The organism is Caballeronia sp. HLA56, from assembly GCF_054655155.1.
Window position 1 is genome coordinate 201,121 of record NZ_BAAHOB010000002.1, and the last position, 21,066, is coordinate 222,186.

The following is a 21,066-nucleotide window of genomic DNA, read 5'->3' on the forward strand; positions in this document are numbered from 1 at the left end:
GTTTGCCTTACGATGATCATGATTCGTCATTCGAACTATTTCCAATCACAGCGAATCCTGTAGCGATTCCGCATGCGTCATCGGTTCGTCCTTTGTTTGCGGCATGAGCGCCCATACCGCCGCACGCAGATACGCCTCAAAGTCTCCGCGCACTTCAGGATGTTGCAAGGCCAGTTGTACCGTCGCTTTGAGATACCCGAGCTTGCTGCCGCAGTCGAAACGCGTGCCGTAGTAGCGATACGCCAGCACCTGTTCGACCGCGAGCAAGGAGCCGATGGCATCGGTTAGCTGAATCTCGCCGCCCGCGTTGGGCTTCGTCTTGCGCAGATGATCGAAGATGCTCGGCATCAGCACGTAACGCCCGACCACGCCGAGATTGGAAGGCGCAAGCGCGGGCTGCGGCTTCTCGACGACACCCGACAACTTGATGACGTCCTCTTCCCATTCGCGGCCTTCGATCACACCATACGATGCGCTTTCCTCGCGCGCGATGCGTTCCACACCGATCACCGAGCTGTGATAGTGGTCGAATACATCGACGAGTTGCTTCATGACAGGCTCGGCGCCGTGCAGCAGATCGTCGGCCAGGATGACGGCGAATGGTTCACCGCCGACGAGCCGTTCCGCGCATAGCACCGCATGACCCAAGCCCAGCGCGGCCGGCTGGCGCACGTAGAAACAATCCACGTTCGCGGGCTTGATGCTGCGTACCGCATCGAGCAGAACCGCCTTGTTGCGCGCTTCCAGTTCCGCTTCGAGCTCATATGATTTGTCGAAGTGATCCTCGATTGCGCGCTTGCCCCGACCCGTGACGAAGATCATCTCCGTCATGCCCGCAGCAATGGCTTCTTCCACCGCGTATTGAATGAGCGGCTTATCGACCACTGGCAGCATTTCCTTCGGACTCGCCTTGGTGGCTGGCAAAAAACGTGTGCCGAGACCTGCGACTGGAAATACGGCCTTGGTCACTTTAAGCATGACTGCTCCTCCAGATCGAAACCGGAAAATTGATGTTGTCCCCGCGCTGTTTTTCTTGTGATTTCGCCCGCACTTGCGGCAGGCTTTTGGCGTTGCGCGCGTTACTCCGCTTCCTCCATCTGCGATGCCTGCGCATTGTTGGAGCCCTTCTTGCGGAAGGGATCGAGAGGGTCGTTGCGCAACGCGTCGCGGTACGCGGACGCCGCCACGAGTACCAGCAGCACGGCTATGCCGGCGACTGCATGCATATCCATGATCGACACCCATTCGCCTGTAGATGAGGGCTCACCGTAGCAGAAAAAAATCGATAAATAATTCGCCCGCTTTAAGCCGTTACGCTGCCTGTTTTCTTAAGAAATGCGCCGAATTTTTTGCTTAGGCACGGATTTCTTGCTGCTCTAACATGGGCCGATCCCTTCGGCTCCTTAAGGTTTAGCGATGAGCGACTCCCCGGCCTTCGACGAAAGCGGCATGGCGCTGCGCACTTCCGCGCGCAATTCGAACGCTATCGCCGACGATAAAGACGTCGCGATCAACGCATGGCGTGGTGTCGCCGCGTTGCTGGTCGCGTACTTTCATTGCAGGCAGGTTACGTGGGTCGGCATGCAGCAGTTTCATCGCGCTTCGCCCGCGTTCGACCTCAACGCGGTCGTCAGTTACCTCACGTTCCCTGTCGCCTGGGGATCGGCCGGTGTGCCGATTTTCTTCATCATCAGCGGCTATTGCATTCATCGCGCGATGGCGCGGCGCCTGAATGCCGACCCGCGCGCGCCGTTCGACGGCTTGAATTTTCTGCTACGGCGGTTCGTGCGGATCTATCCGGTTCTGATTGCCGCGCTGGTACTGACGTTCGTGCTGGATTCGCTTAGCGTCGGCTTTGAGCCGGTCAGCCGCAAGATCAATCCCTTCGATCTTCATGCTTTCCTCATCAACCTCTTTTCCTTGCAGGGAATCGCGGGCAAGACGTTCGGCTCCAATGGCGCCTTATGGACGCTCTCCGTCGAGGTGCAGTTCTACCTCGTATATCCGCTCGTGATTGCATTGCGGAGGCGAATCGGAATGCCGGCGGTCGTCGGCCTTGTCGCTGTCGTCAACATCGTGTCGGCGCTCGTCTTCGAGCGCCAGCAGATCGTAATCTTCACGTCCTACTGGCTTTCATGGATGCTTGGAGCATGGATCGCCGAAGCGAAAGCGCGTAACGTGCGCGCACCGAGGCGCTCGGGAGTCGTGGCGGTTGGCATCGCGCTATGCGGATGCGCTGCCTTCGGGCTTGCGCAATATCTGGCGTTTCAGCTTTGGGCGCTGGCGTTTGCCGTTTATTTGTTTGGCGCATTAGATCGGCCCATGCGTGAAGGCGGCCCAGTGCGCGTGTTTTCCGTGCTCGGCGAGTTCAGCTTCTCGCTTTACGTCGTGCATCTGCCCATTTTCGTGCTGCTTGGGTCCGTGCTTTTTCATTCGGTCTTGCAAACGGGCATCTGGGCCTCGTTTGCTTTTACCGCCATTGCAGTTGTGGTTGCCGCAGCGTTCTATGCGCTTGTCGAGCGACCCGCCATGGCCTGGGCCGCAAGATTGAAACCTGCGAAAACACGCGTTCGCATTGCGCGTTGATAAAGCGCCAATAAAAAAAAGCCGCCTCGAAAAGCGGCTTGATCGAAGTTCGAGTACCTCAGCTACGCTCGCGCTTCTTCGCCTTCGCCGCCACGTCTCCGAGGATTCTCTCGACGCTCTCGACATATCGCTCGGTCCCGAATCTTTTCGTCGCGTGTACGAAGCCGCTTTCGGTCAGACGGTCGCGAAGCGGTGAATCGTCCTTGAGGCGATCCAGTATGCGCGCCAGTTCGGCGGCATCGCCGGGAGCGCAGAGCAGGCCGTTCTCGCCATCGTCGACGATATCCGTCACGCCGCCCGCACGCGTCGCAACAACGGGCCGTTTCGACAACATGCCTTCGATGATCACGCGGCCAAACGGCTCCGGCATGATCGACGTATGCGTGACCACATCGACCGCTTTCATGCACGCGGCAATGTCATCCTGAAAGCCGAGAAAATGCACGCGGTCCGCAAGCCCGTGTTCGAGTACGAAAGCACGCAGCTCGGCCTCGTACTCATGTTCTCCAAAAAGCGCCGCGCCAACCAGAACGGCATGCATCTCCGTGCATTCGCGCAACGCTTCGAGCAGTACATGCTGACCCTTCCAGCGTGCAAGACGGCTAAAGCATCCGACGAGAAACGCATCCTGCGGCAAGCCGAACCGTGCTCGCAACTCATGCTGCGCCACCGTTTCGATGCTAGTGAAAGGCTCCGCCGATATGCCGTTGAACACGACATCGAGCCGCTCGTCGCGCAAACGCGTGAGCGCCGTGACCGCGGCCGCCGATGCCGTCGAATTGGCGATGACATGTTCGAGCATGAGCTTGGTGCACCACTTGATGATGGAAAGCTGCGTGCGCCCGAAGTGGTCCTCGCTCACGATATCGCGCAGATGCCACACCACGGGGCGCCGCGAGATCAGGCCGGCGATGGCGCCGATCACCATCGCGCGCTGCGTGTTGACGTAGATGACATCGGCATTGCGCGACTTTTCGAGCGTGCCGCGCAGGAGCTTGACGACGCCGCCCACCACGCCCGCGCCGGGACGCGTCATGCCGTCCTTGCGAACATTGCCGAGCGCTTTGCCGTCGAGCACGTCTACCTTGATGCCGACCGCTTCCAGCGCAATGCGAAACGGACCATCGTCGAAAAGAACCGTCTGCACGTCGCCACGCATGTTCTTCACCACTTCGAGCATGGAGAGTTCCGCGCCGCCGAGCGAGCCGCTTTGATCCACGGCAAGCACGCGCAAATCGCTCTTTTCTTCGACCTGAACCTCGGGCTCTGCCGGCAGCGGAGGAAGAATGAAGCGCGGCGCCACGCGTGCGACATGCGCATGGAACTGTTCCCTGAAACGCGCGTTGGAAAAGCGCTCTGCGTTCTTGCGACAGTCGGCTGGCTTGAACGTCACCGTGCCGTCTTCGAAGGCCTCGACAGCATCCACGATGGCGTCCGCCGACTGCTCCTGAAAGAACATGCCCGTGGGCTCGGCCTCCGACGCATCGCGCACGGTTTCCAATGCGCCGCCCTTGCCGTAGGCAATCACTGGCGTGCCGCACGCTTGCGCTTCGACCACCGAGATGCCGAAGTCTTCTTCCGCCGCGAAGACGAACGCTTTCGCGCGGCGCATCTTTTCGTGCAGCACGGAGAACGGCTGATACCCCATGATGCGCACGTTGGGCGTAGCCTTCGCACGGATCTTCGCCATGTCCGGGCCCTCGCCGATCACGACGAGCTTGCGCTCAGGCATCTGCGCGAACGCCTCGACGATCAGATCGATCTTCTTATACGGCACCATGCGCGACGCCGTTAAATAAAAATCGTCCTTTTCCTCGCACACGTTGAACGCGGCGACATCGACAGGAGGAAAGATCACTTGCGACGAACGCCGATAAACCTTGTGGATTCGCCGCGCAATGAAAGCCGAATTAGCGATGAAATGATTCACCGAATTCGAGGTACGTATGTCCCAGCTGCGCATGTAATGCAGCGCCATGCGTGCGATCAGCGACTTCATGCCCGCAGTGAGATTCGACTGCTTGAGATACTGATGTTGCAGGTCCCATGCGTAGCGTATGGGCGAATGCACGTAACTGACGTGCACCTGATCGGGTCCTGTCAACACACCCTTCGCTACCGCATGGCTGCTCGACAGAATGAGGTCGTAGCCGGACACGTCAAGCTGTTCTATCGCGAGCGGCATGAGCGGCAAATATGCGCGATAGCGCTTCTTCGCGAATGGCAACTTCTGGATGAACGAGGTCTTCGCCTGCTTGCCGCGCAAGAACGCTCTGTCTTCGAGGAAGTCGACGACGCTGAAAATATCCGCGTCCGGAAAGCACGCGATCATCTGTTCCAGCACACGCTCCGCGCCAGCGTAGGTCACGAGCCAGTCATGCACGATAGCGATACGCGGTACACCGTTCGCACGCGCGATACTGCGCTCGCGACGCGGCACCGGCGTCATGGCTGGCGCCGGCTCGTGCAGGAAATGACGCGCTTTCGCGGTCCCCATGAACGCGTCTTCGATATTTGTTTTCATGCGTCACTCCTCGCCTTCAACGGTAAATGATTGCGTCTTCCAAAACGCGCGCCGGCCTTGCGTAGCACTGCAAGCAAAAGCGCACGCAAGGCCGGCCGCGTCACCACGGACCATCCCGCATCGACGAGTGCGAGCAAGGCGGCAGCGGATATTGCATAGAGCGGATGCGCCATGGCATCGATCAGATAGCCAAGCACCAGCCCCGCGAGCAGAAACGCGAGATGGGCAAGCATGTCGAGCGCAATCGGGGTTGCGCGCACACGGGTCAGCCACAACAGCACCGCGTAGTCCGCAAGCGCTCGCAGGGCAACCACGCTTGCGGCGCCAACCGGCCCGTATCGTTGAATGCCGAACCATAGAAGCGCCACGAAGAACGGCAACTGGAAGAGTCCTGCACGTGCAGCCGAAGCGGGGTTGATCTGCGACTGAATGAGGATGCGCGTGACGCTCGCCTGACCGACGAGCCATACACCGATCACGAGAATGCGGCCTACCGGCGCGCTTGCGATGGCGAGATCAGCGCCGATCCACACATGCAGGAACGGTTCGAGCACGAGCATCGCGAAGATCGCGAGCGGCGTAAATACGCCATTGAGGAATTCGAGCGATGTCGCGGCCATCTTGCCGGCGTCGCTGCGATCGATCGATGAAAGGCGCGGAAACAGCGTGCGCACCATCGCGTTGGGCAGCATGTTGAGACGCGTGACGAGGTTCTGCGGCACCGTGTAATACGTGACGAAACGCGCGCCGAGATGCGCGCCGAGCAGAACGCGATCGAGCGAATCGGTGAGCATGGAGGTCATGGTTGAGACCAGCATCCAGCCGCCGAAGCGGAAGAGTCCGCCCGTAACGGCACGCTTCGGCCAATCGATGCGGCGTATCGCCAGCAGCTTCAGACTCGCTCTTCCAAGCAGAATGGCCGCGAGCAATCTCGCGACGACCGCGGCAGCCAGCACCGTTTGCAGATTGGCCGCGATGAACCACGCAGCACCGAGCGGCAGCAACTGGAACAGGAAAGTGCCGAAGGTCTGATTGGCGTTATAGATGCCGAAGCGTTCCATCGCGTTGATCGCGCCAGCAAAAACCCACGACACATTGGCAATGGGAATGGCGAGCGCGAGCCACGGCAACGCGCGATAAACCTCATGCTGCAAGGCCGGTGCGGAGTGCGCCACATACGCCGTATAGAGAAACGCGCCGAAGTAGATGGCGAGGCCGCCTGCCACGCCCGTCGCGAAGTTGAGCCACACCGCGCTCCAGAAGACCTGCGCGCGCTGTGCCATATCCCCGGCCGCATGCGCTTTCGCTATCTGATGTTGCGCGGCCATGCTCATGCCGAGATCGAGAATCCCGAAGTAGCCGATCAGCGTCCATACGAGACTGATCACGCCATAACGCTCCACGCCTACGAGGTGGATATAGGCAGGCACCGTTGCAAGCGATACGAATGTCGGCAGGATCAACCCGACGAAGTTGATGCCGACGTTCCTGACCATGCTCTTTTCCATCGGTTCCTCGCGACTTCATGTGCCGGGTTTCCAGCGGTACATCATCACCTTGCCTCGTGCGTCTTCCTCGACGAACACCAGGTACTCGCCATCGCCGCGCTTATAGGCGCTCACGCCATTGGGTACGTCCACCCAGCCCGACGCATGACCGACTTCCGCCCCCGGCTTGATTACGCCTACCTCTTTGCCGGAGTCCTTGTCGAACACGTGCACGTCGCCAACAGGCTCGACCGCGAACACGTATTGCCCTTCGACGGTCACACCAATCACGGTCGATAGCGGCTTCTTCTGCGTATCCCACGGCAAGTCGATTGCATAGCGTTGATGCGGGCCGTCGGACCATTGGTCGTAGCGCACGAGGCGCTTGCCGACCTCTTTCCAATAGCGCTTGTCGTAAGGCGCGTCCGCTGTATAACCGGTGACATAGAGCGTGTCGCTTGCCGCGTCGTAGATCGCGCGGCGCAATTCGGTGAACGGCGCGGGAACGGGATACGTCTCGATGTTTTCGTAGTCGTAGACAGGATTGCCTTGCTTGTCGAGGCCGCCATAGCGCAGGCGATAAATGCCCTTCACGTCGCTCGTGCGCCAGATGTCGCCTTTGATATCGACCCACCAGCCCCAGCCGCCCGTCATGCGCGCAGTGCCCGGATTGCGCTTGAATTCGCTTTCGTCGAAGCGGCCGTTGCCATTGCTATCGCGCCAAATCCACTCGCCGCCTTCGGGGCGGTTCGGCACGTTCTGCACGGGGCGTGGTCTTCCCGCGATAAAGCCCGATGGAATCGCCAGCTCGCCGTCATGCTTCGCATCGAAGCGATAGATCTTCATGTGATCCGCATACATGTCGGTCAGATACAGGAACGTGCGGCCATCGAGTTTTCTTGCGATAGGCATGCCCGGCCATTGATCGACGTGGAACACCGGATCGTCGGGATACTTGAAGCGGCCCGACAGAAAGCCCGCGTATTTCCAGTCCTGTCCCGCAGGCTTTGACAGATCCAGCTCGAACCGCTTGTTGCCGGTGAAGACGCTATTGGGGCGGCCCGGATCGATCCACGCGCCATCGACGAAAAGAAGCCCTTGCGTCTGCCAACGCAACGCGCCATTGGCGGCATAGCTTTCCAGCGTCGCGCCAAGACCGGCGCCCGTCGAACCCGTGCGTGGCCCTATTCCGTTCGTCGACACGTAGACGTTGCCAGCGGCATCGACACCCACGCCTGTCAGGCCATTGAAGCGACGCGGGCCCGGCGTTCCCGCAACGCCGGAGAAGATGCCGCCGCGCTCGCCCAACGCGCCAGCTTCGTGATAAGCATTCGCCTTGCGTATAAAGAACAACACTTGCTGACGCGGCCCGTTATCGGCTACAAGCAGACGCCCTTCTCTGTCGATGGCGATATCCACCGCGCTGCTATCGGCATTCAAGCGCGGCGCATCGTCCAATAACGCGCCCGATGCGGCGTAATGCGCGATGCGCGGATGATCGCCATTGCTCTCCACGATCGCCCATAAGGAACCATCCGCCGACAGCGCGATTTTCCCCGGCTGCGGCGCGCTCCATTGCGCTTCCTTTTGCATCGACTGCGCGTCATAGACTTCTATGCAATTCAGCGCCGTGTTCGCCACATAAAGCCTTGTTTCGCTTGCAGCAAGACCGCTTACGTCCTGTCGTGCGTCGTTCGACTCGTTGATCGTGAGGAAGCTGCGCGCCAGCGTGGCGCGCGGGTCCTTTTCTTCCAATGCACTCGCACCGAAAGGCACGGGACGCTTGACGTCGTTGATATCGCGACGCGATACGCCCCACCACTGCTTGCCCGCAGGCGGCCACACGCCTTGCTTGACGAGCCGGCCTCGTTCGTTACCTACGCCGACGGCGACAAATACATAGCGCGAATTCACTGCAACGGCATCGCCGCCGGAAGCGCCCCATCCATGCGTGCCGCCGGCGTAACTCGACATGCGGCCATCGCGATACACGCTCGCTTCCGCTCCGCTTTCGTCCCACGGTGCATTGGTGAACACGCGGCCATCGGGCGCAACGGCAATCGCCGTGATGTTGATCTGCGTCCATGTGCCGTCGCCAAAGCCCGACGTATTGCCTATCCACGATGTCTTTGCATCGAGCACGGGCGGCGTCGCGAATGCGCCAGTCGCCACGCACGCGAGCGGCAAACAGATCAGCCTGCAAACGGAAGTGAAGAACGAATTACGCCGCAACGGGGCCTCCGATAAAACTGCGTGCACGCCGGGTGCGCTCGATGCATCGGGACGTCGTCTGGTCGCATCAACGAGAAGAGTCGCGGTCCGACGCTTTGCAGGTTAGAGGCCAAATAAAGCTAAAAAAACGAAAAATATTCGTCTGCTAAATGGCGTTCGCATGGCTTAAGAAACGTCTTTTCCTAAGCGCCGAATGGCGCGCTCATTAAAAATTGCTAAAGGTTTTTTTCCGATTTCTTTTGCCTAGAATCGCCTCATGACATCACCGACGAGGTAACACCATGGCCACGCAGAACAAGGCGATCATCACCGGAGTATCGGGGCAGGACGGCGCGTATCTTGCCAAGCTGCTGCTCGACAAGGGTTACGAAGTGGTCGGTACGTATCGGCGCACGAGCTCGGTGAATTTCTGGCGTATCGCGGAACTCGGTATAGACCGGCATCCGAAGCTCAAGCTGGTTGAGCACGATCTGACCGATCTTGGTTCGAACCTGCGTCTGCTCGAATCCGCCGAAGCAAGCGAGCTCTATAACCTCGCGGCGCAAAGCTTCGTGGGCGTCTCCTTCGATCAGCCTTCGACGACCGCGGGCGTCACGGGCTTAGGCGCACTTAATCTGCTCGAAGCCGTGCGCGTGATCGATCCGACGATCCGCTATTACCAGGCATCGACATCGGAGATGTTCGGCAAGGTGCAGGCGATTCCGCAATCGGAGGAGACGCCCTTTTATCCGCGTAGCCCATATGGTGTGGCCAAGCTGTTCGCTCATTGGACGACGATAAATTATCGCGAGTCGTACAACATCTTCGGATGCAGCGGCATCTTGTTCAATCACGAATCGCCGTTGCGTGGCCGTGAATTCGTCACGCGCAAGATAACGGATACGGTTGCAAAAATAAAGCTCGGCAAGGAAGAGTTGCTCGAGCTTGGCAATCTCGACGCAAAGCGCGACTGGGGCTTTGCCGCCGAATACGTGGAAGGCATGTGGCGCATGCTGCAGGCGAGCGAGCCCGATACTTATGTGCTCGCCACCAATCGCACGGAGACGGTACGCGACTTCGTGCGCATGGCATTTGCCGCAGCGGGTTATCAACTTGAATGGGCCGGTAAAGGCGAGCGCGAACGCGGTATCGACATATCGACGGGACGCACGCTGGTGCGCGTGAACCCGAAGTTCTATCGTCCGGCGGAAGTGGATTTGTTGATTGGCAGCGCGGACAAGGCACGCGAAAAGCTAGGCTGGCGTCCCACGACCACGCTCGAAGCGCTCTGCCAGATGATGGTGGAAGCGGACCTGAAGCGTAACGAATTGCAGCCTACCTTCTGAACGCCCATGCCTCGTCGCGCACTCATAACCGGGCTCTCCGGCTTCACGGGCCGCCACATGGCGGCGCATTTGATGAACGCAGGCTACGACGTCTGGGGCACCACGTCCGCTTCGCCGGAAGCCGATGTCCCCAATGTCGTCGGCCTGCCCGTCGATCTGCTCGACGCTGACGCCCTCAAGTCATTCGTCGCCGATGCGCGGCCCGATGTCGTCGTGCACCTGGCGGGCGCGGCGCATGTCACGGGCAACACGCCGAGCACGACTTATCTCGTGAATATCGTCGGCACGCGTAACCTGCTTGCCGCGCTCGCCACGCTCGACCGCAAGCCGCGCGCGGTCTTGCTTGCAAGCACGGCCAATGTGTATGGCAACGCAGCGGTGGAAGTGATCGATGAAGATGTCGATATCAAGCCCGCCAACGACTATGCGGTCAGCAAGCTCGCGATGGAACAGGCTTCGCGGCTATGGATGGACCGGTTACCGATCTTGTTCGTGCGGCCGTTCAACTATACGGGCGTGGGCCAAAGCGAAGACTATGTGTTGCCGAAGATCGTCGGGCACTACGCACGGCATGAAGCGCGCATCTCGCTCGGCAATCTGAATGTGTCGCGCGACTTCTCCGATGTACGGGACGTGGTGGCCGCCTATGCGAAATTGCTCGAAGCGGCGCCTGCGGGTGAGACGTTCAATATCTGCTCCGGGCGTAGTCATTCGCTTGGCGAGGTGCTTGAAATGCTTGCGCGCATAGCCGGCTACAAGATCGATGTATTCGTCGATCCGCGTTTCTTGAGACGCAATGAGATTGCGCGGCTCGTCGGGTCCAATCGCAAGTTGCGGCGGGTGATCGGGCAAGTGCCGGCTACACCGATCGATCGCACGTTGGAGTGGATGTACGAGTATATGAGCGCGCGAGTAGCGGTCTGATTTGCGCTTGAGCGTCGATTAAAAGCGCTTCGGCGGTTATCCGCGGAAGCGCTTTATCGTTTTTCAATGCACCGGTCCCGCTTCAATCGCTTCCTCATAAACCGCAGCCACGCGCCGCGCAATCACGCCGCGATCGAAATGTTCCCACGCGTAACGCCTGCAATCCGCCTCGTTCGGGAGATCAAGCGATCCATCGAACGCGGCAATCAGTCCATCGGCGATAGCATCCGCGCCGGTCGATGCCAGCACGAGGTCCTCCGATAGTCCACGTACCGCTTCTGGCAAGCCACCAACCGGCGTAACCAGCACCGGCGTTCCCGAAGCCAGCGATTCCACGGTAATCAAGCCGAAACCTTCCAGCGCGACTGTCGGCACGATACTCACATCGGCGGAACGATAAAGCGCGGCGAGCTGCTCATCGGGCACGAAGCCGAGCAGGCGCACGTTATCCTGTAAGCCCGCTGCATCGATACGCTGCTGCAACTCATCCGCAAGCCGGCCTTTGCCCGCGATCAGCAGTAGCACATCGGGGATCTTCGCTTTCACGCGCGTCATCGCGTCGATCAGCGATTCGAGTCCCATGCGCCGCACGAGCCGCCGCACCGCGAGCACGATCGGTCTTCCCACCGGCAATTGCAGACGCCTGCGCGCTTCGGTGCGCGTCATCTTAAGGTCGAATTGCGCAACGTCCACGCAGCCCGGCACCACGCGAATGCGCTCTTCCGGCACGCCATAGCGCGTGCTCAAAATCTGCCCGAACGCTTCCGACAGGACGATCAGCCGCGAGGAACGCGCATACACGCGCCCCTCCAGCATGAATTTCGCGCGCTGCCCGAACGAGTCGGCGCCTTCCACATGACTCTCATCCGCCCAAGGCCCCTGAAAATGCGATACCTGCGCGATGCCGCGCGTCACATCGAGACCAGGAAACGTATAAAGCGCGAAGTGCGAGGAGACGACATCGGGACGCTCACTCTTCAAGGTATCGCGCAATGCGTTGCGCGCATTCATCAGGCGTCGCGGCAACGACTGCGCGGCGGGACCGAAGCCGCGAATCGCGCCGCCCGTATCGACAGCCACGCGAGGCGAGCCCGCGACCACGCCGCGCACTTCGACGCCTGCCGCAGGCAGCGCACCGACCAGCGTGTAATACATGCGATCGAGTCCGCCCGCGCGCTCGGGGAACCAATGCATACCGATTTGCAGGGACTTGATAGTGTGCGTGCTCATGTGTGGGTCCAAGGTCGGGTTAGTCTCGGGATAAGCTCGGGTTGAGCGGTCAGACGCCTGTTTGCGCGGAGGTTGCAGCAAGCGGGGCGGGTGAACGCTCACGCTGCGCGAAGCTGCGATAAAGGTCGAGGTAACGACGCGCCATGCGCGCCCAGTTGAAATTGGTCGCGAGTTGCGTCGCCGCTTCGCCCATTTCGGCGCGACGTGCGGGCGAATGCGCCAACGTATCGATGGCGCGTGCGAGTGCCAGTTCATCGTCGGGATCGTCGAGCACGATGCCGCACGTGTCGCCTATGATCTCCGCGCCTCCAGCCGTTTGCGCCGTCACCACGGGAAGACCCGCTGCAAGCGCTTCGAGCAGCGAAAGACTCATGGCTTCGTAACGCGAGGGAAACACGAAGACATCGACGGAATGCATCAAGGTCGGCATGTCCTTGACGAGCCCGAGAAAATGCACGCGGTCCGCAATGCCGAGAATGCGCGCCTGCTCCGGATAAGGACTGCCCGGCAGATAACCCGCCACGACGAGCTGCACGCTACGCGGCAGACCCACCAGCGCTTGCAGCACCGTTTGAAGGTTTTTGCGCGGCGTGCGCAAGTCGCCGACGAAGAGCAACAGGCATGCGTCATCGGGGAGACTGAACATCGCGCGGTTCTTGCTCGCATGCGAGAAAGCGGCCGTGTCCACGCCGTTATAAACCACTTCGACACGATTTCGCTCTATACCGCCCGCGCGTATCTCCTCGGCCACTTTCTCCGATACCGCCGCGATCACACGCGAGCGTCGATAAGCCCATCCTTCGAGCCACGCATTCATGCGGCTATAGATCACCTGATACGCCGACCAGACACCTCCGCTCAAGCGAAACGGATAATACGGGCTACGCGTCCAGCCGCCATGGACGAAGTGCGCGGTGTTCACGTCGGCCCTTGCCCACGTGATGAAGCCATTCACGTGCAGGACATCGTATTCATCGCGGTGCGTGCGCAACCACCAAGCGCTCTTGATGGCGAAGACCTGTTGTTTGAGCAGCCGCGTCGGCCAATAGCGGCCTGCTGTCACGCGCACCCAGCGCAATCGCGGGTTTTGCAGCAGTTCGGGCGCGACATGCGACGCAATCAGCGTCACGTCATGCCCTTCCGTGAGCGCCGCGCGTGCAATCTCGTAGTTGACGCGCCCCTGGCCGTCGTTATGACGCACGACGTGCGTGACGATCGCGATCTTCATCGGCTTGACCTCGTGATGGAAGGAGAAAACGTGGCGCGCCGGCGCGTGAGCTTGGCATGATGGCGCGCGGCGATGATCGAAAAGAGGCTCATGAACAGCAACGATCCGCCCGTGCTGACGAAGGTGTTCGCGAACACGAGAATGCCGACCATCGAAAATGAAAGACTCAGGCACGCTTGCGCGAACTTGTCGTCGCGCAGGGAAAATGAAGCGCGTAACGCACGCACGAGCAAGAGGCCCACGCCCGCGACATACATCAATCCGCCGGGCCAGCCGAGCACGAACGGCACGTTCATGAGGCCGCTGTCGAAGCTGCCGTATTTGCCAAGATCACCGTTTGCACTCGCGAGTTTCGTCGAGGTTCCGGTAGCGCCAAAACCTTCGCCGGTGACATCGGTGAAGGCGGTGACCATGAAGTTCGCATAGAACTCGTTGCGTGCCGCGTAGCTGCTGTCGTCGCTCAGGTTGGTCATGGTCTGCAGACGCGTGCCCAGACGGTCGGCAATCGGGCCGACGGTCATCAAAGGGATCGAGATTCCGACGAGCACGATGGCGCCAAGCAGTATCCGCAAGCGCACGCGGTTGCTTGCCTTGATGAGCTGCAACACCATCGAGATGATCCATCCGCCCCACGCCGAGCGCACGAGCGAAAGACCGAACGATACGAAGCCGAGACCGCCCGCGATCCATTTGACGCGCTGCGTGCCCGCCATCACGAAGGTCAGCGCGGCCATGACCACGAGCGCAAACGGCCCTGACGAGTTCATCGTGCTGAATACACGCACGCCGAGCGGCACCGGCTCGCCTTGCGAGTTCATCTGCGAGCCGATCATCCACATGGCGTCCCACGGCGGCATGACGAAGAATTGCACGATGCCGTATGCGCCCATGATGAAGAGGCCCCACACGAACGTATCGAGCATGACCTTGCGATACTTCGGATACTCGTGCGCATTCACGAGAATGTGAAAGCCGATCAGCACCGGGTAAAGCCAGTTCGCGAGGTCGTAAGTCGCGGCCATCGGCCCGCTCGCGGCCACGCCGATGAGATACGCATACGCAATACCGAGCAGCATCAGCAGCACCGGCAGGCCGCGCCGTTGCGCAAGCACGCGATATTGCCGCAAGAGCGTGATGCCGCAGATCATCGTGACGACGAGTGGCGCAATCTGAATGAGACTAGTCGGCGTGAAGCCGCCCTTGCCCCAGTCCGCGAGACGCCGCACTTCGGGGCTCAGAAACCAGACCCACCACATGAAGCCCACATAACGCGCGGGGCTCTTGAAATAGAGCCATAGCGCTGCAAGCGTGGCCATCAACGGGAAGGCGAGCGTGAGCACGGTGCCTTGCTTGGCGAGCACGAGCAGCGTCGTCAAGCCCCAGACGATGGCTTGCGCGGTCCACTCCGGTGCGCCCTTGCGCGTGTGCGTCGAGTCCTCGCCGACCTTGCCGATGCGACCGGCGAGATCGCGTGGGGCGCGTGGGGAATGAGGAAGCGTGGGCGCGGTCATCGCATCAACTCGTGCGGTGCGTCGGTTGTGAACGCGTATGCATGTTGCGTCCGAACGAAGGACGCAGCGCCTCGCGCGTAATCCTCACGTGCTGCAGCGCGAATTCCCGCGTGGTGTAGTCCTGCTCGATGAAATGCCGCAGCGCCGCTTGTGCGCGATGAAGCGCAAGCGCCGGGTTCGAGCGCATTTCATCGAGCGCGCGGCGCATGGCGGCGGAATCGTGCGCGGGCACATAGGCGACATGTCCTGCGCCGAAGTAGTCGCGCAGGCCACCGACATCGGTGACGATCACGGGCTTGCCAAGCGCGATGGCTTCGAGCAGCACCGTCAGCCCCGAGGCATGCGTATTCGCGCGCAATGGCACGACGATCACGTCGGCCCAATCGTAGACCTCGCGGGCGGCCTTGAGACCGATTGCAGGCGCCACATGAACATTCGATGCGCGCAAGGCCGCCGGCACCCGGCGACGCGTTGCAATTCGCACTTCATAACGCGCGTCGTTACGAAACGCGGCGGCAAGCGTCGGCCAGTCGCGGTCACGGTCATTGCCAATTGCGCCGATGCGCACCGGCGCGTGCGGCGTCCATTCGCGCGGCGCTTGCACCGTGAAGTCCTGCATGTTCAAACCATAGAAGACTTGGGTCGCTTCACGGTCGAAGTATTCGCGCACCAGCGCTGCATTCACGCTGGAATGCGTGGTGAGAATATCGGCCCGGTCGATCAGCTTGCGATACACCCAGCGACGTAACGCGCCATAACCCCCCCACTTGTCGAGCAACCAGATCGACTGCGCGAGCAAGAGCGGCGAGCCTGGCGATTCCTTGCGCCGGCCTTTGAGAAGCAGCAACAGCGCGACCGAAAGATGCTCGTGCTCCGTATGCGTCCATACGACATCCGAGGACAAGATGTCATCGCGATTGCGCCACGTATGAATGAAGTCGAACCCTACGATCGCCTTAAGCGCGCGCCGCAAGATGCGCATCGGCTTACCTTCGGCGGCATCGCGTGAATAGGAAAGCACGAACTCCGGCGATTCGGCATGGTGATAGCCGTAGAGGCAGCCGATCTTGTCGCCGGAACGGTAGTGCCGTGGGTCCGCGCCATGAAAGAGATGCACGTGCACGTGAGTCATAGCGTCCTCGCGGCGTGAATGGATTGCGTGGCGTCATCGCGCGAATGTCGTGCATCGCGGCGCGCTTCATATGCGCCTCGTCGAACCGCGCGCCAGCGTTGCCATGCGCGCGGCAATCCGAAACGCGCGGCAGCAAGCGCGTGCAGCGCACCCGGATACACGCGCGTACCGATCAACGCGTACCAAAGCCACGCGACCTCGCGATCGAACGATGCCAGTTGTTCGCTCAGGATCAGGTGGAAGTTGTAGGCCGCGTCCTTTAATGCGTTGAGCGTTTGCGCGTCGCGGCGGTCATCGTCGAAACGTTCTGCCGGGAAGTGATCCACCGCGATCAGCGGGTCGTACATCACATGCCATCCCGCGCGCTCCACGCTCATGCTGAACGCCATGTCGTTATGCACTTGCGCGCCCGCGCCGCGCAAACGCGTATCGAAGCGCAGCATCGCCACGGCCACGCGCCGATAGCTCATGTTCGCGCCCTTCAGCATGCGTACACGGCGCGCCGCGCCCACGCCGAGATGATGATTGCCGACAATGCGCCCCGTGCGCCGGATCACGCCCACCTCCTCGCGCGACGCATCCAGCACGCGGCCTTTCTCGTGGACCCAGTCGCGTCCGCCGATTGCGCCGAGCCGCGTATCGCGCGCGAATGCCGTGACGATGCGCGCGGTCCAGTCGGGGCGCGGCGCCGCATCGTCGTCCGTGATGGCGATGATGTCGCCCTGCGCGGCCTCCAGCCCGCGATTGAGTGCGGCGACCTGGCCACCCGCGCCGGTATCGATCACGCGCAACGTAAAGCCGTTCGCGCTTTTCATCTCGATGGCGAGACGTCGCGCGGTCGCATCGTCTTCCGGACGCGCAATGACCAGCACTTCATCGGGCAGATGCGTCTGCGCGCGCAATGCGGCAAGACAGCGCTTGAGGTCCGCCGGACGCCGATAAGTCGGCACCACCACGGAAACTTTCAGAGTCATGGCTCGTTCCTCTCGAATCGACTTCATGCGCTCAAATATTCTTCCGTGCTCGCGTAATGCGAGCGCCCGTAGCCGCGTGCCCGCAATGGCGTGCCATTGAGAATCGCGCCCTGCACCGCGATGCCCGCCGTGCGCAAACGGCGCGTGGCTTCGCTGATCTCCGCTTCGTTATGTGCGCCGGAGCGCAGCACGAGGAAGTTGGCGCCCGCGAGCTTGCCGACGATCAGCGCATCCGTGACTGCGAGCACCGGCGGCGTATCGACGATGATTGCGTCGTACGCGCGGCTCAGGCCATCGAGATACTGCTGAAGACGCGGCGACATCAATAGCTCCGAAGGATTCTCCGGACGCTTGCCCGCGGCAAGAAACCCGAGCGATGGAATGCGCGTCGTGCGTATCGCTTCTTCGAGCCCGATGTTCCCCGCAAGCAACTCGGCAAGACCCGGCACGCGTTCGCCGTCGAAGGAACGTTCGAGCTTGCCGCGTCGCATGTCGGCGTCGATCAGCAAGACTTTCTTGCCGGTCGCCGCGAGCAGCACGGCAAGATTCACCGCCAGAAAGCTCTTGCCAACGCCTGCTGCTGGCCCCGTGAACATGACGACGCGATTGCGCGATTCCATCAACGCGAATTGAATCGACGTGCGCAGGCTGCGCATGATCTCGACGGTGACATCGTTCGGACGCATGGTCGCGAGGATCGGCGTCTCGCGCAGTCGATCGCCACGGTTCTGATAGCGGCGCGCGTCGGTATCGAACTTGATCTGTTCCGCGCTTTGCGGCACGAGGCCGAAGATAGGCAATGCAGCGACACGTTCGAGTCTTTCCGGATCGTCGATGCCCTTGAAGATCGCGCGCCGCGCAAACACGAAACCCGTGCCGAGGATCAAGCCGAGAATCACGGCCGCCGACATGATGAGTACTTTCTTCGGCTTGACCGGATCGCCCGGACGCAGCGCGGCATCCACGATATGCACGTTGCCGCCCGTTCCCGCGCGCTGCACGGACAATTCCTGCACACGATTGAGCAGGAGCACGTAGATGTCTTCGGCCACTTTTGCATCGCGCTGCAAGGCGACCGCCTTCACTTCGGATTGCGGCAGATCGCGAAAACGCGATGCATAACGTTCGCGTTGCACTTCGAGTTGCGAGAGCTGATCGCGCGCGGTCTGCAACGCGGGATGCGCGTTACCGTAACGCTGCTCGAGCGACGAAATCTGCAAACGTAGCGCGGAAATCTGCGCTTCATAATTGATGCTGCCTTCGAGATAGACCTTGGCTTCGTCGCTTGCGTTGATGACGCCCGCTTGCCTTTGATACTCGGTCAAAGCCGCTTCCGCGCGCTGAAGATCGGACTTCAGACGCGGCTCTTCGCTGCGCAGGAATTCGAGCATCTTGCTGGCGTCGGCCTGCTTACTCTCGATATGCTGACGCAGATAAGACTGCGCAAGCGCATTGGCGATTTCCGCCGCCTTGTCCGGATTCTGATTTTCGAGCGATATCTGAATCACGCCGGTTTGCTTGCCTTGCTCCGTCACCGTGATACCCGATTGAAACGCGCCGATGGCGCTCAGGTCGTTCGCGCGCATTACCTTGAACTGCGTGCCGGGGCGCGCCACGAGCTTCGTCACCAGCAGCGTCACGCCATTGCCGCTTGCGCTTGCGCCGGCCCTGCCTTGCAAGAGCGCATGACCGTCCGGATCGACGAGCGAAAAACGTTCATCGCCGAGTGCGGTGAGGATCAGGTCCTTGCCTTCGTAGCGCGGCTCGACATCGACGGAATCGACGTCGATCACCTCGCCGCCCCATGCGTATTTCGTCATGCCGAACCAAGGTTTCGCGGGCTGGCCGGGCGTCGCGAACCGCGCCGCGATGCTGCCGAAAAACGGCATCGTCATGGGCGATACCGCGAAGTTCAGCTTGCATTGATCGACCACCGGCGCGACCACGCCACGGCTCTTGATGATCTCTATTTCCGCATCCGTCGGCAGCGCGCTCGACCCGCTGTTGATGGCCTGACCCGTCTGCGTCTGCGTCAGCGCTTGCGACGTGTTGTCGTTGGTCTCGACGCGCACGTGCGCGTCGGCGGAGTAGATGGGCCGCGCGAGATAGCAGTACACGGCCGCCGCCGCGATGACGAAAGCAGCGACGCCGATCAGCCACCAGATATCGTCGATCACGGCCTGGATCAGATTGCCGAGGACCACGTCCTCTTCATCCGGCTTTTGCAAATAAGGATGAGCTTGCATATCCACGATTCGGCTCCCGCCACGGGTAATGGTTGAAACGCTCAGCGCGTCAGTTGCTTCAGGTAGAAGATCGTCTGCAGCGTCGGCAGCACCTGATTGATCAGGCGATTGAACTGCACCGCGCCGGCCGTTCCGACATAGACCACGTCTTGCGGACGAAGCTGAAACTGCGTCGACAGCAAGAGCGAATCCGGTTGCGACATGTCCAGGCGATAGATGTCCGGCTGCGAAGGATTCGCACGCACGCCGCGCACGACATAAATCTGGCGCACGTTGGCGTCGGTATCGAGCACGCCGCCCGCTTGCGTGAGCGCATCCGCAATCGATGCACGGCCGCGCACCATGTTCACCGGCATCGGCGTCTTCACTTCACCCATCACGAAGATGCGGCTGTCGTAGCGGTCCGGGATGTTGAGGATGTCGCCCGATTGCAGCATGACGTTCTGCGAGACATCGCCGCGATCGAGCATGCCGTTTGCATCGAGTACATAGAGCTTGCCGCCGCGCGTGAGGCGCACGCGCTGCAGGTCGGCTTCTGTCGTCGTGCCGCCAGAACGCGTGATGGCATCGACGAGCGTGAGCGGTACATCGCTCACGGCGAGCGGACCCGGCGTCTTCACTTCGCCCGTCACCGCGATCTTTTGACTGCGATAGGCCAGCACGCGCACATCGAGCTGCGGGTTCTTGATATACGGCGAGAGCTTGGCCGCGAGTTCGTCGCGAATCTCGCCGACGGTCTTGCCCGCCACACGCGTCTTGCCGATGAACGGAAAGAAGATGTAGCCGTCCGCGGAGACCGTCTGACCGTATGGATCGGCCTGTCCCGGCAAAGCCTGCGTATAAGGCTGCGCCAGCGCGCCCGCGACGGTTTGCGTGGTGTTGCCGCCCATCGACAGGGTGCTGCCTTGCGGCGTCGTCAGTTCGGGGTGATCCCAGAGCGTTACGCCTAGAATGTCCTGCGGCGCCACGCGATAAACGTATTGCGATTCGTCGGCGAAGCGCGCGGGCGGCAAGGGTTGCGCGACTTCTGGCGCGGTCATTTCCTCTGCGACGACTTGCGCCGTGATCAGACGCACGGGATAGGTCGCGGTCGGCGCGGGGTCGTTGTCCTGCAGACGCGATGTGTTCAGGAAGTTTCCCGGTGTGGCGGCACATCCGGCAATCAAGGCCGACAAAAAGGTCGTCAGCAAAATCGAGTACTTAGACAAGCGCGAAATCAGCATATTTTGTTTAGCCATCCAAGGACCAGACGTTCGATGAGTCCGAAACTCTCCCGATAAGCGGCTTCATGGCCGCCATACGGGTCTGTCACCTCCGAGTCTTCCCACTTGCCTAAGAGATGCACCTTGCCGCGCGTCGTGGGCGCGAGTCGTGAAATCGCATCGATCTGTTTGCGCTCGGGCACGAGGATCAATTCGGCATCGCGCGCCATTTGACGATTGAAGCGGCGCGAGCGATGCCCCGACGAATCCAGCCCGAGTTCGGCGAGCAGACGCTGCATGGTCGGGTCGATGTCGTCGCCTTCATGCGCATAGAGACCCGCCGAACGGAACTCGATCGGACGGCCACCGCACCGCGCGAGATGCGCACGAAAGAGCGCTTCGGCGGCGGGGCTTCTGCAGATGTTGGCGTGACAAACGATCAATACGCTTCCGAACATGCGCGCG

Annotated in this window: 16 protein-coding genes; 3 read left to right on the top strand and 13 right to left on the bottom strand. The window is 60.9% G+C overall.

The features are described from left to right. Positions 1 to 45: 45 nt before the first annotated feature. Together galU and ACYQ47_RS07395 are read right to left on the bottom strand one after the other, a co-directional pair. Complete coding sequence (gene galU / locus ACYQ47_RS07390; RefSeq protein WP_244829987.1) at positions 46 to 978, bottom strand: UTP--glucose-1-phosphate uridylyltransferase GalU; 933 nt, start codon at positions 976 to 978, stop codon at positions 46 to 48. 101 nt (positions 979 to 1,079) lie between these two features. Further along, a complete protein-coding gene (locus tag ACYQ47_RS07395; RefSeq protein WP_244829986.1) occupies positions 1,080 to 1,232 on the bottom strand; it encodes a hypothetical protein in 153 nt (50 codons plus the stop codon). 217 nt (positions 1,233 to 1,449) lie between these two features. Between ACYQ47_RS07395 and ACYQ47_RS07400 the strand changes: the two genes are divergently transcribed. Further along, positions 1,450 to 2,586, top strand: a complete 1,137-nt coding sequence (locus ACYQ47_RS07400) for an acyltransferase family protein (protein ID WP_459905476.1) — start codon at positions 1,450 to 1,452, stop codon at positions 2,584 to 2,586. Positions 2,587 to 2,644: 58 nt separating this feature from the next. Here the strand turns inward: ACYQ47_RS07400 and ACYQ47_RS07405 are convergent, their stop codons facing one another. From ACYQ47_RS07405 to ACYQ47_RS07415, 3 genes are read right to left on the bottom strand one after another with little or no spacing between them, the layout of a single operon-like run. Beyond that, a complete protein-coding gene (locus ACYQ47_RS07405; RefSeq protein ID WP_459905477.1) occupies positions 2,645 to 5,083 on the bottom strand; it encodes a glycosyltransferase family 4 protein in 2,439 nt (812 codons plus the stop codon). 23 nt (positions 5,084 to 5,106) lie between these two features. Next, positions 5,107 to 6,618 (bottom strand): oligosaccharide flippase family protein, encoded by a 1,512-nt coding sequence (locus ACYQ47_RS07410; RefSeq protein ID WP_459904967.1) that lies wholly within the window; start codon positions 6,616 to 6,618, stop codon positions 5,107 to 5,109. Positions 6,619 to 6,633: 15 nt separating this feature from the next. Then, entirely contained in the window at positions 6,634 to 8,784 is a 2,151-nt protein-coding gene (locus ACYQ47_RS07415; RefSeq protein WP_459905478.1) for an NHL repeat-containing protein, read from the bottom strand. 326 nt (positions 8,785 to 9,110) lie between these two features. Between ACYQ47_RS07415 and gmd the strand changes: the two genes are divergently transcribed. Together gmd and ACYQ47_RS07425 are read left to right on the top strand one after the other, a co-directional pair. Continuing rightward, the gene (gmd, locus tag ACYQ47_RS07420) at positions 9,111 to 10,154 is read left to right on the top strand and encodes a GDP-mannose 4,6-dehydratase (protein WP_250494214.1); all 1,044 of its coding nucleotides are present in this window, start codon (positions 9,111 to 9,113) and stop codon (positions 10,152 to 10,154) included. Positions 10,155 to 10,160: 6 nt separating this feature from the next. After that, positions 10,161 to 11,078 (top strand): GDP-mannose 4,6-dehydratase, encoded by a 918-nt coding sequence (locus tag ACYQ47_RS07425; protein WP_250494215.1) that lies wholly within the window; start codon positions 10,161 to 10,163, stop codon positions 11,076 to 11,078. A 63-nt stretch (positions 11,079 to 11,141) separates the two neighbouring features. On the opposite strand, the gene ACYQ47_RS07430 is transcribed toward ACYQ47_RS07425, so the two are convergent. From ACYQ47_RS07430 to ACYQ47_RS07465, 8 genes are read right to left on the bottom strand one after another with little or no spacing between them, the layout of a single operon-like run. After that, the gene (locus tag ACYQ47_RS07430; RefSeq protein WP_459904968.1) at positions 11,142 to 12,308 is read right to left on the bottom strand and encodes a glycosyltransferase family 4 protein; all 1,167 of its coding nucleotides are present in this window, start codon (positions 12,306 to 12,308) and stop codon (positions 11,142 to 11,144) included. A gap of 49 nt (positions 12,309 to 12,357) precedes the next feature. After that, a complete protein-coding gene (locus ACYQ47_RS07435) occupies positions 12,358 to 13,536 on the bottom strand; it encodes a glycosyltransferase family 4 protein (RefSeq protein ID WP_309958324.1) in 1,179 nt (392 codons plus the stop codon). Further along, positions 13,533 to 15,047, bottom strand: a complete 1,515-nt coding sequence (locus tag ACYQ47_RS07440) for a glucose-6-phosphate isomerase (protein WP_250494218.1) — start codon at positions 15,045 to 15,047, stop codon at positions 13,533 to 13,535. The genes ACYQ47_RS07435 and ACYQ47_RS07440 overlap by 4 nt, the downstream gene beginning before the upstream one ends. A 4-nt stretch (positions 15,048 to 15,051) precedes the next feature. Continuing rightward, on the bottom strand, positions 15,052 to 16,179 hold the full coding sequence (locus tag ACYQ47_RS07445) for a glycosyltransferase (RefSeq protein ID WP_250468650.1): 1,128 nt from the start codon (positions 16,177 to 16,179) through the stop codon (positions 15,052 to 15,054). After that, the gene (locus tag ACYQ47_RS07450) at positions 16,176 to 17,147 is read right to left on the bottom strand and encodes a glycosyltransferase family 2 protein (RefSeq protein WP_250469494.1); all 972 of its coding nucleotides are present in this window, start codon (positions 17,145 to 17,147) and stop codon (positions 16,176 to 16,178) included. The genes ACYQ47_RS07445 and ACYQ47_RS07450 overlap by 4 nt, the downstream gene beginning before the upstream one ends. A gap of 29 nt (positions 17,148 to 17,176) precedes the next feature. Next, a complete protein-coding gene (locus ACYQ47_RS07455) occupies positions 17,177 to 19,408 on the bottom strand; it encodes a polysaccharide biosynthesis tyrosine autokinase (protein WP_404989410.1) in 2,232 nt (743 codons plus the stop codon). Positions 19,409 to 19,440: 32 nt separating this feature from the next. Further along, a complete protein-coding gene (locus tag ACYQ47_RS07460) occupies positions 19,441 to 20,637 on the bottom strand; it encodes a polysaccharide biosynthesis/export family protein (protein ID WP_459904970.1) in 1,197 nt (398 codons plus the stop codon). Continuing rightward, positions 20,616 to 21,059, bottom strand: a complete 444-nt coding sequence (locus ACYQ47_RS07465) for a low molecular weight protein-tyrosine-phosphatase (RefSeq protein ID WP_250494221.1) — start codon at positions 21,057 to 21,059, stop codon at positions 20,616 to 20,618. The genes ACYQ47_RS07460 and ACYQ47_RS07465 overlap by 22 nt, the downstream gene beginning before the upstream one ends. Between the last annotated feature and the right edge of the window lie 7 nt (positions 21,060 to 21,066).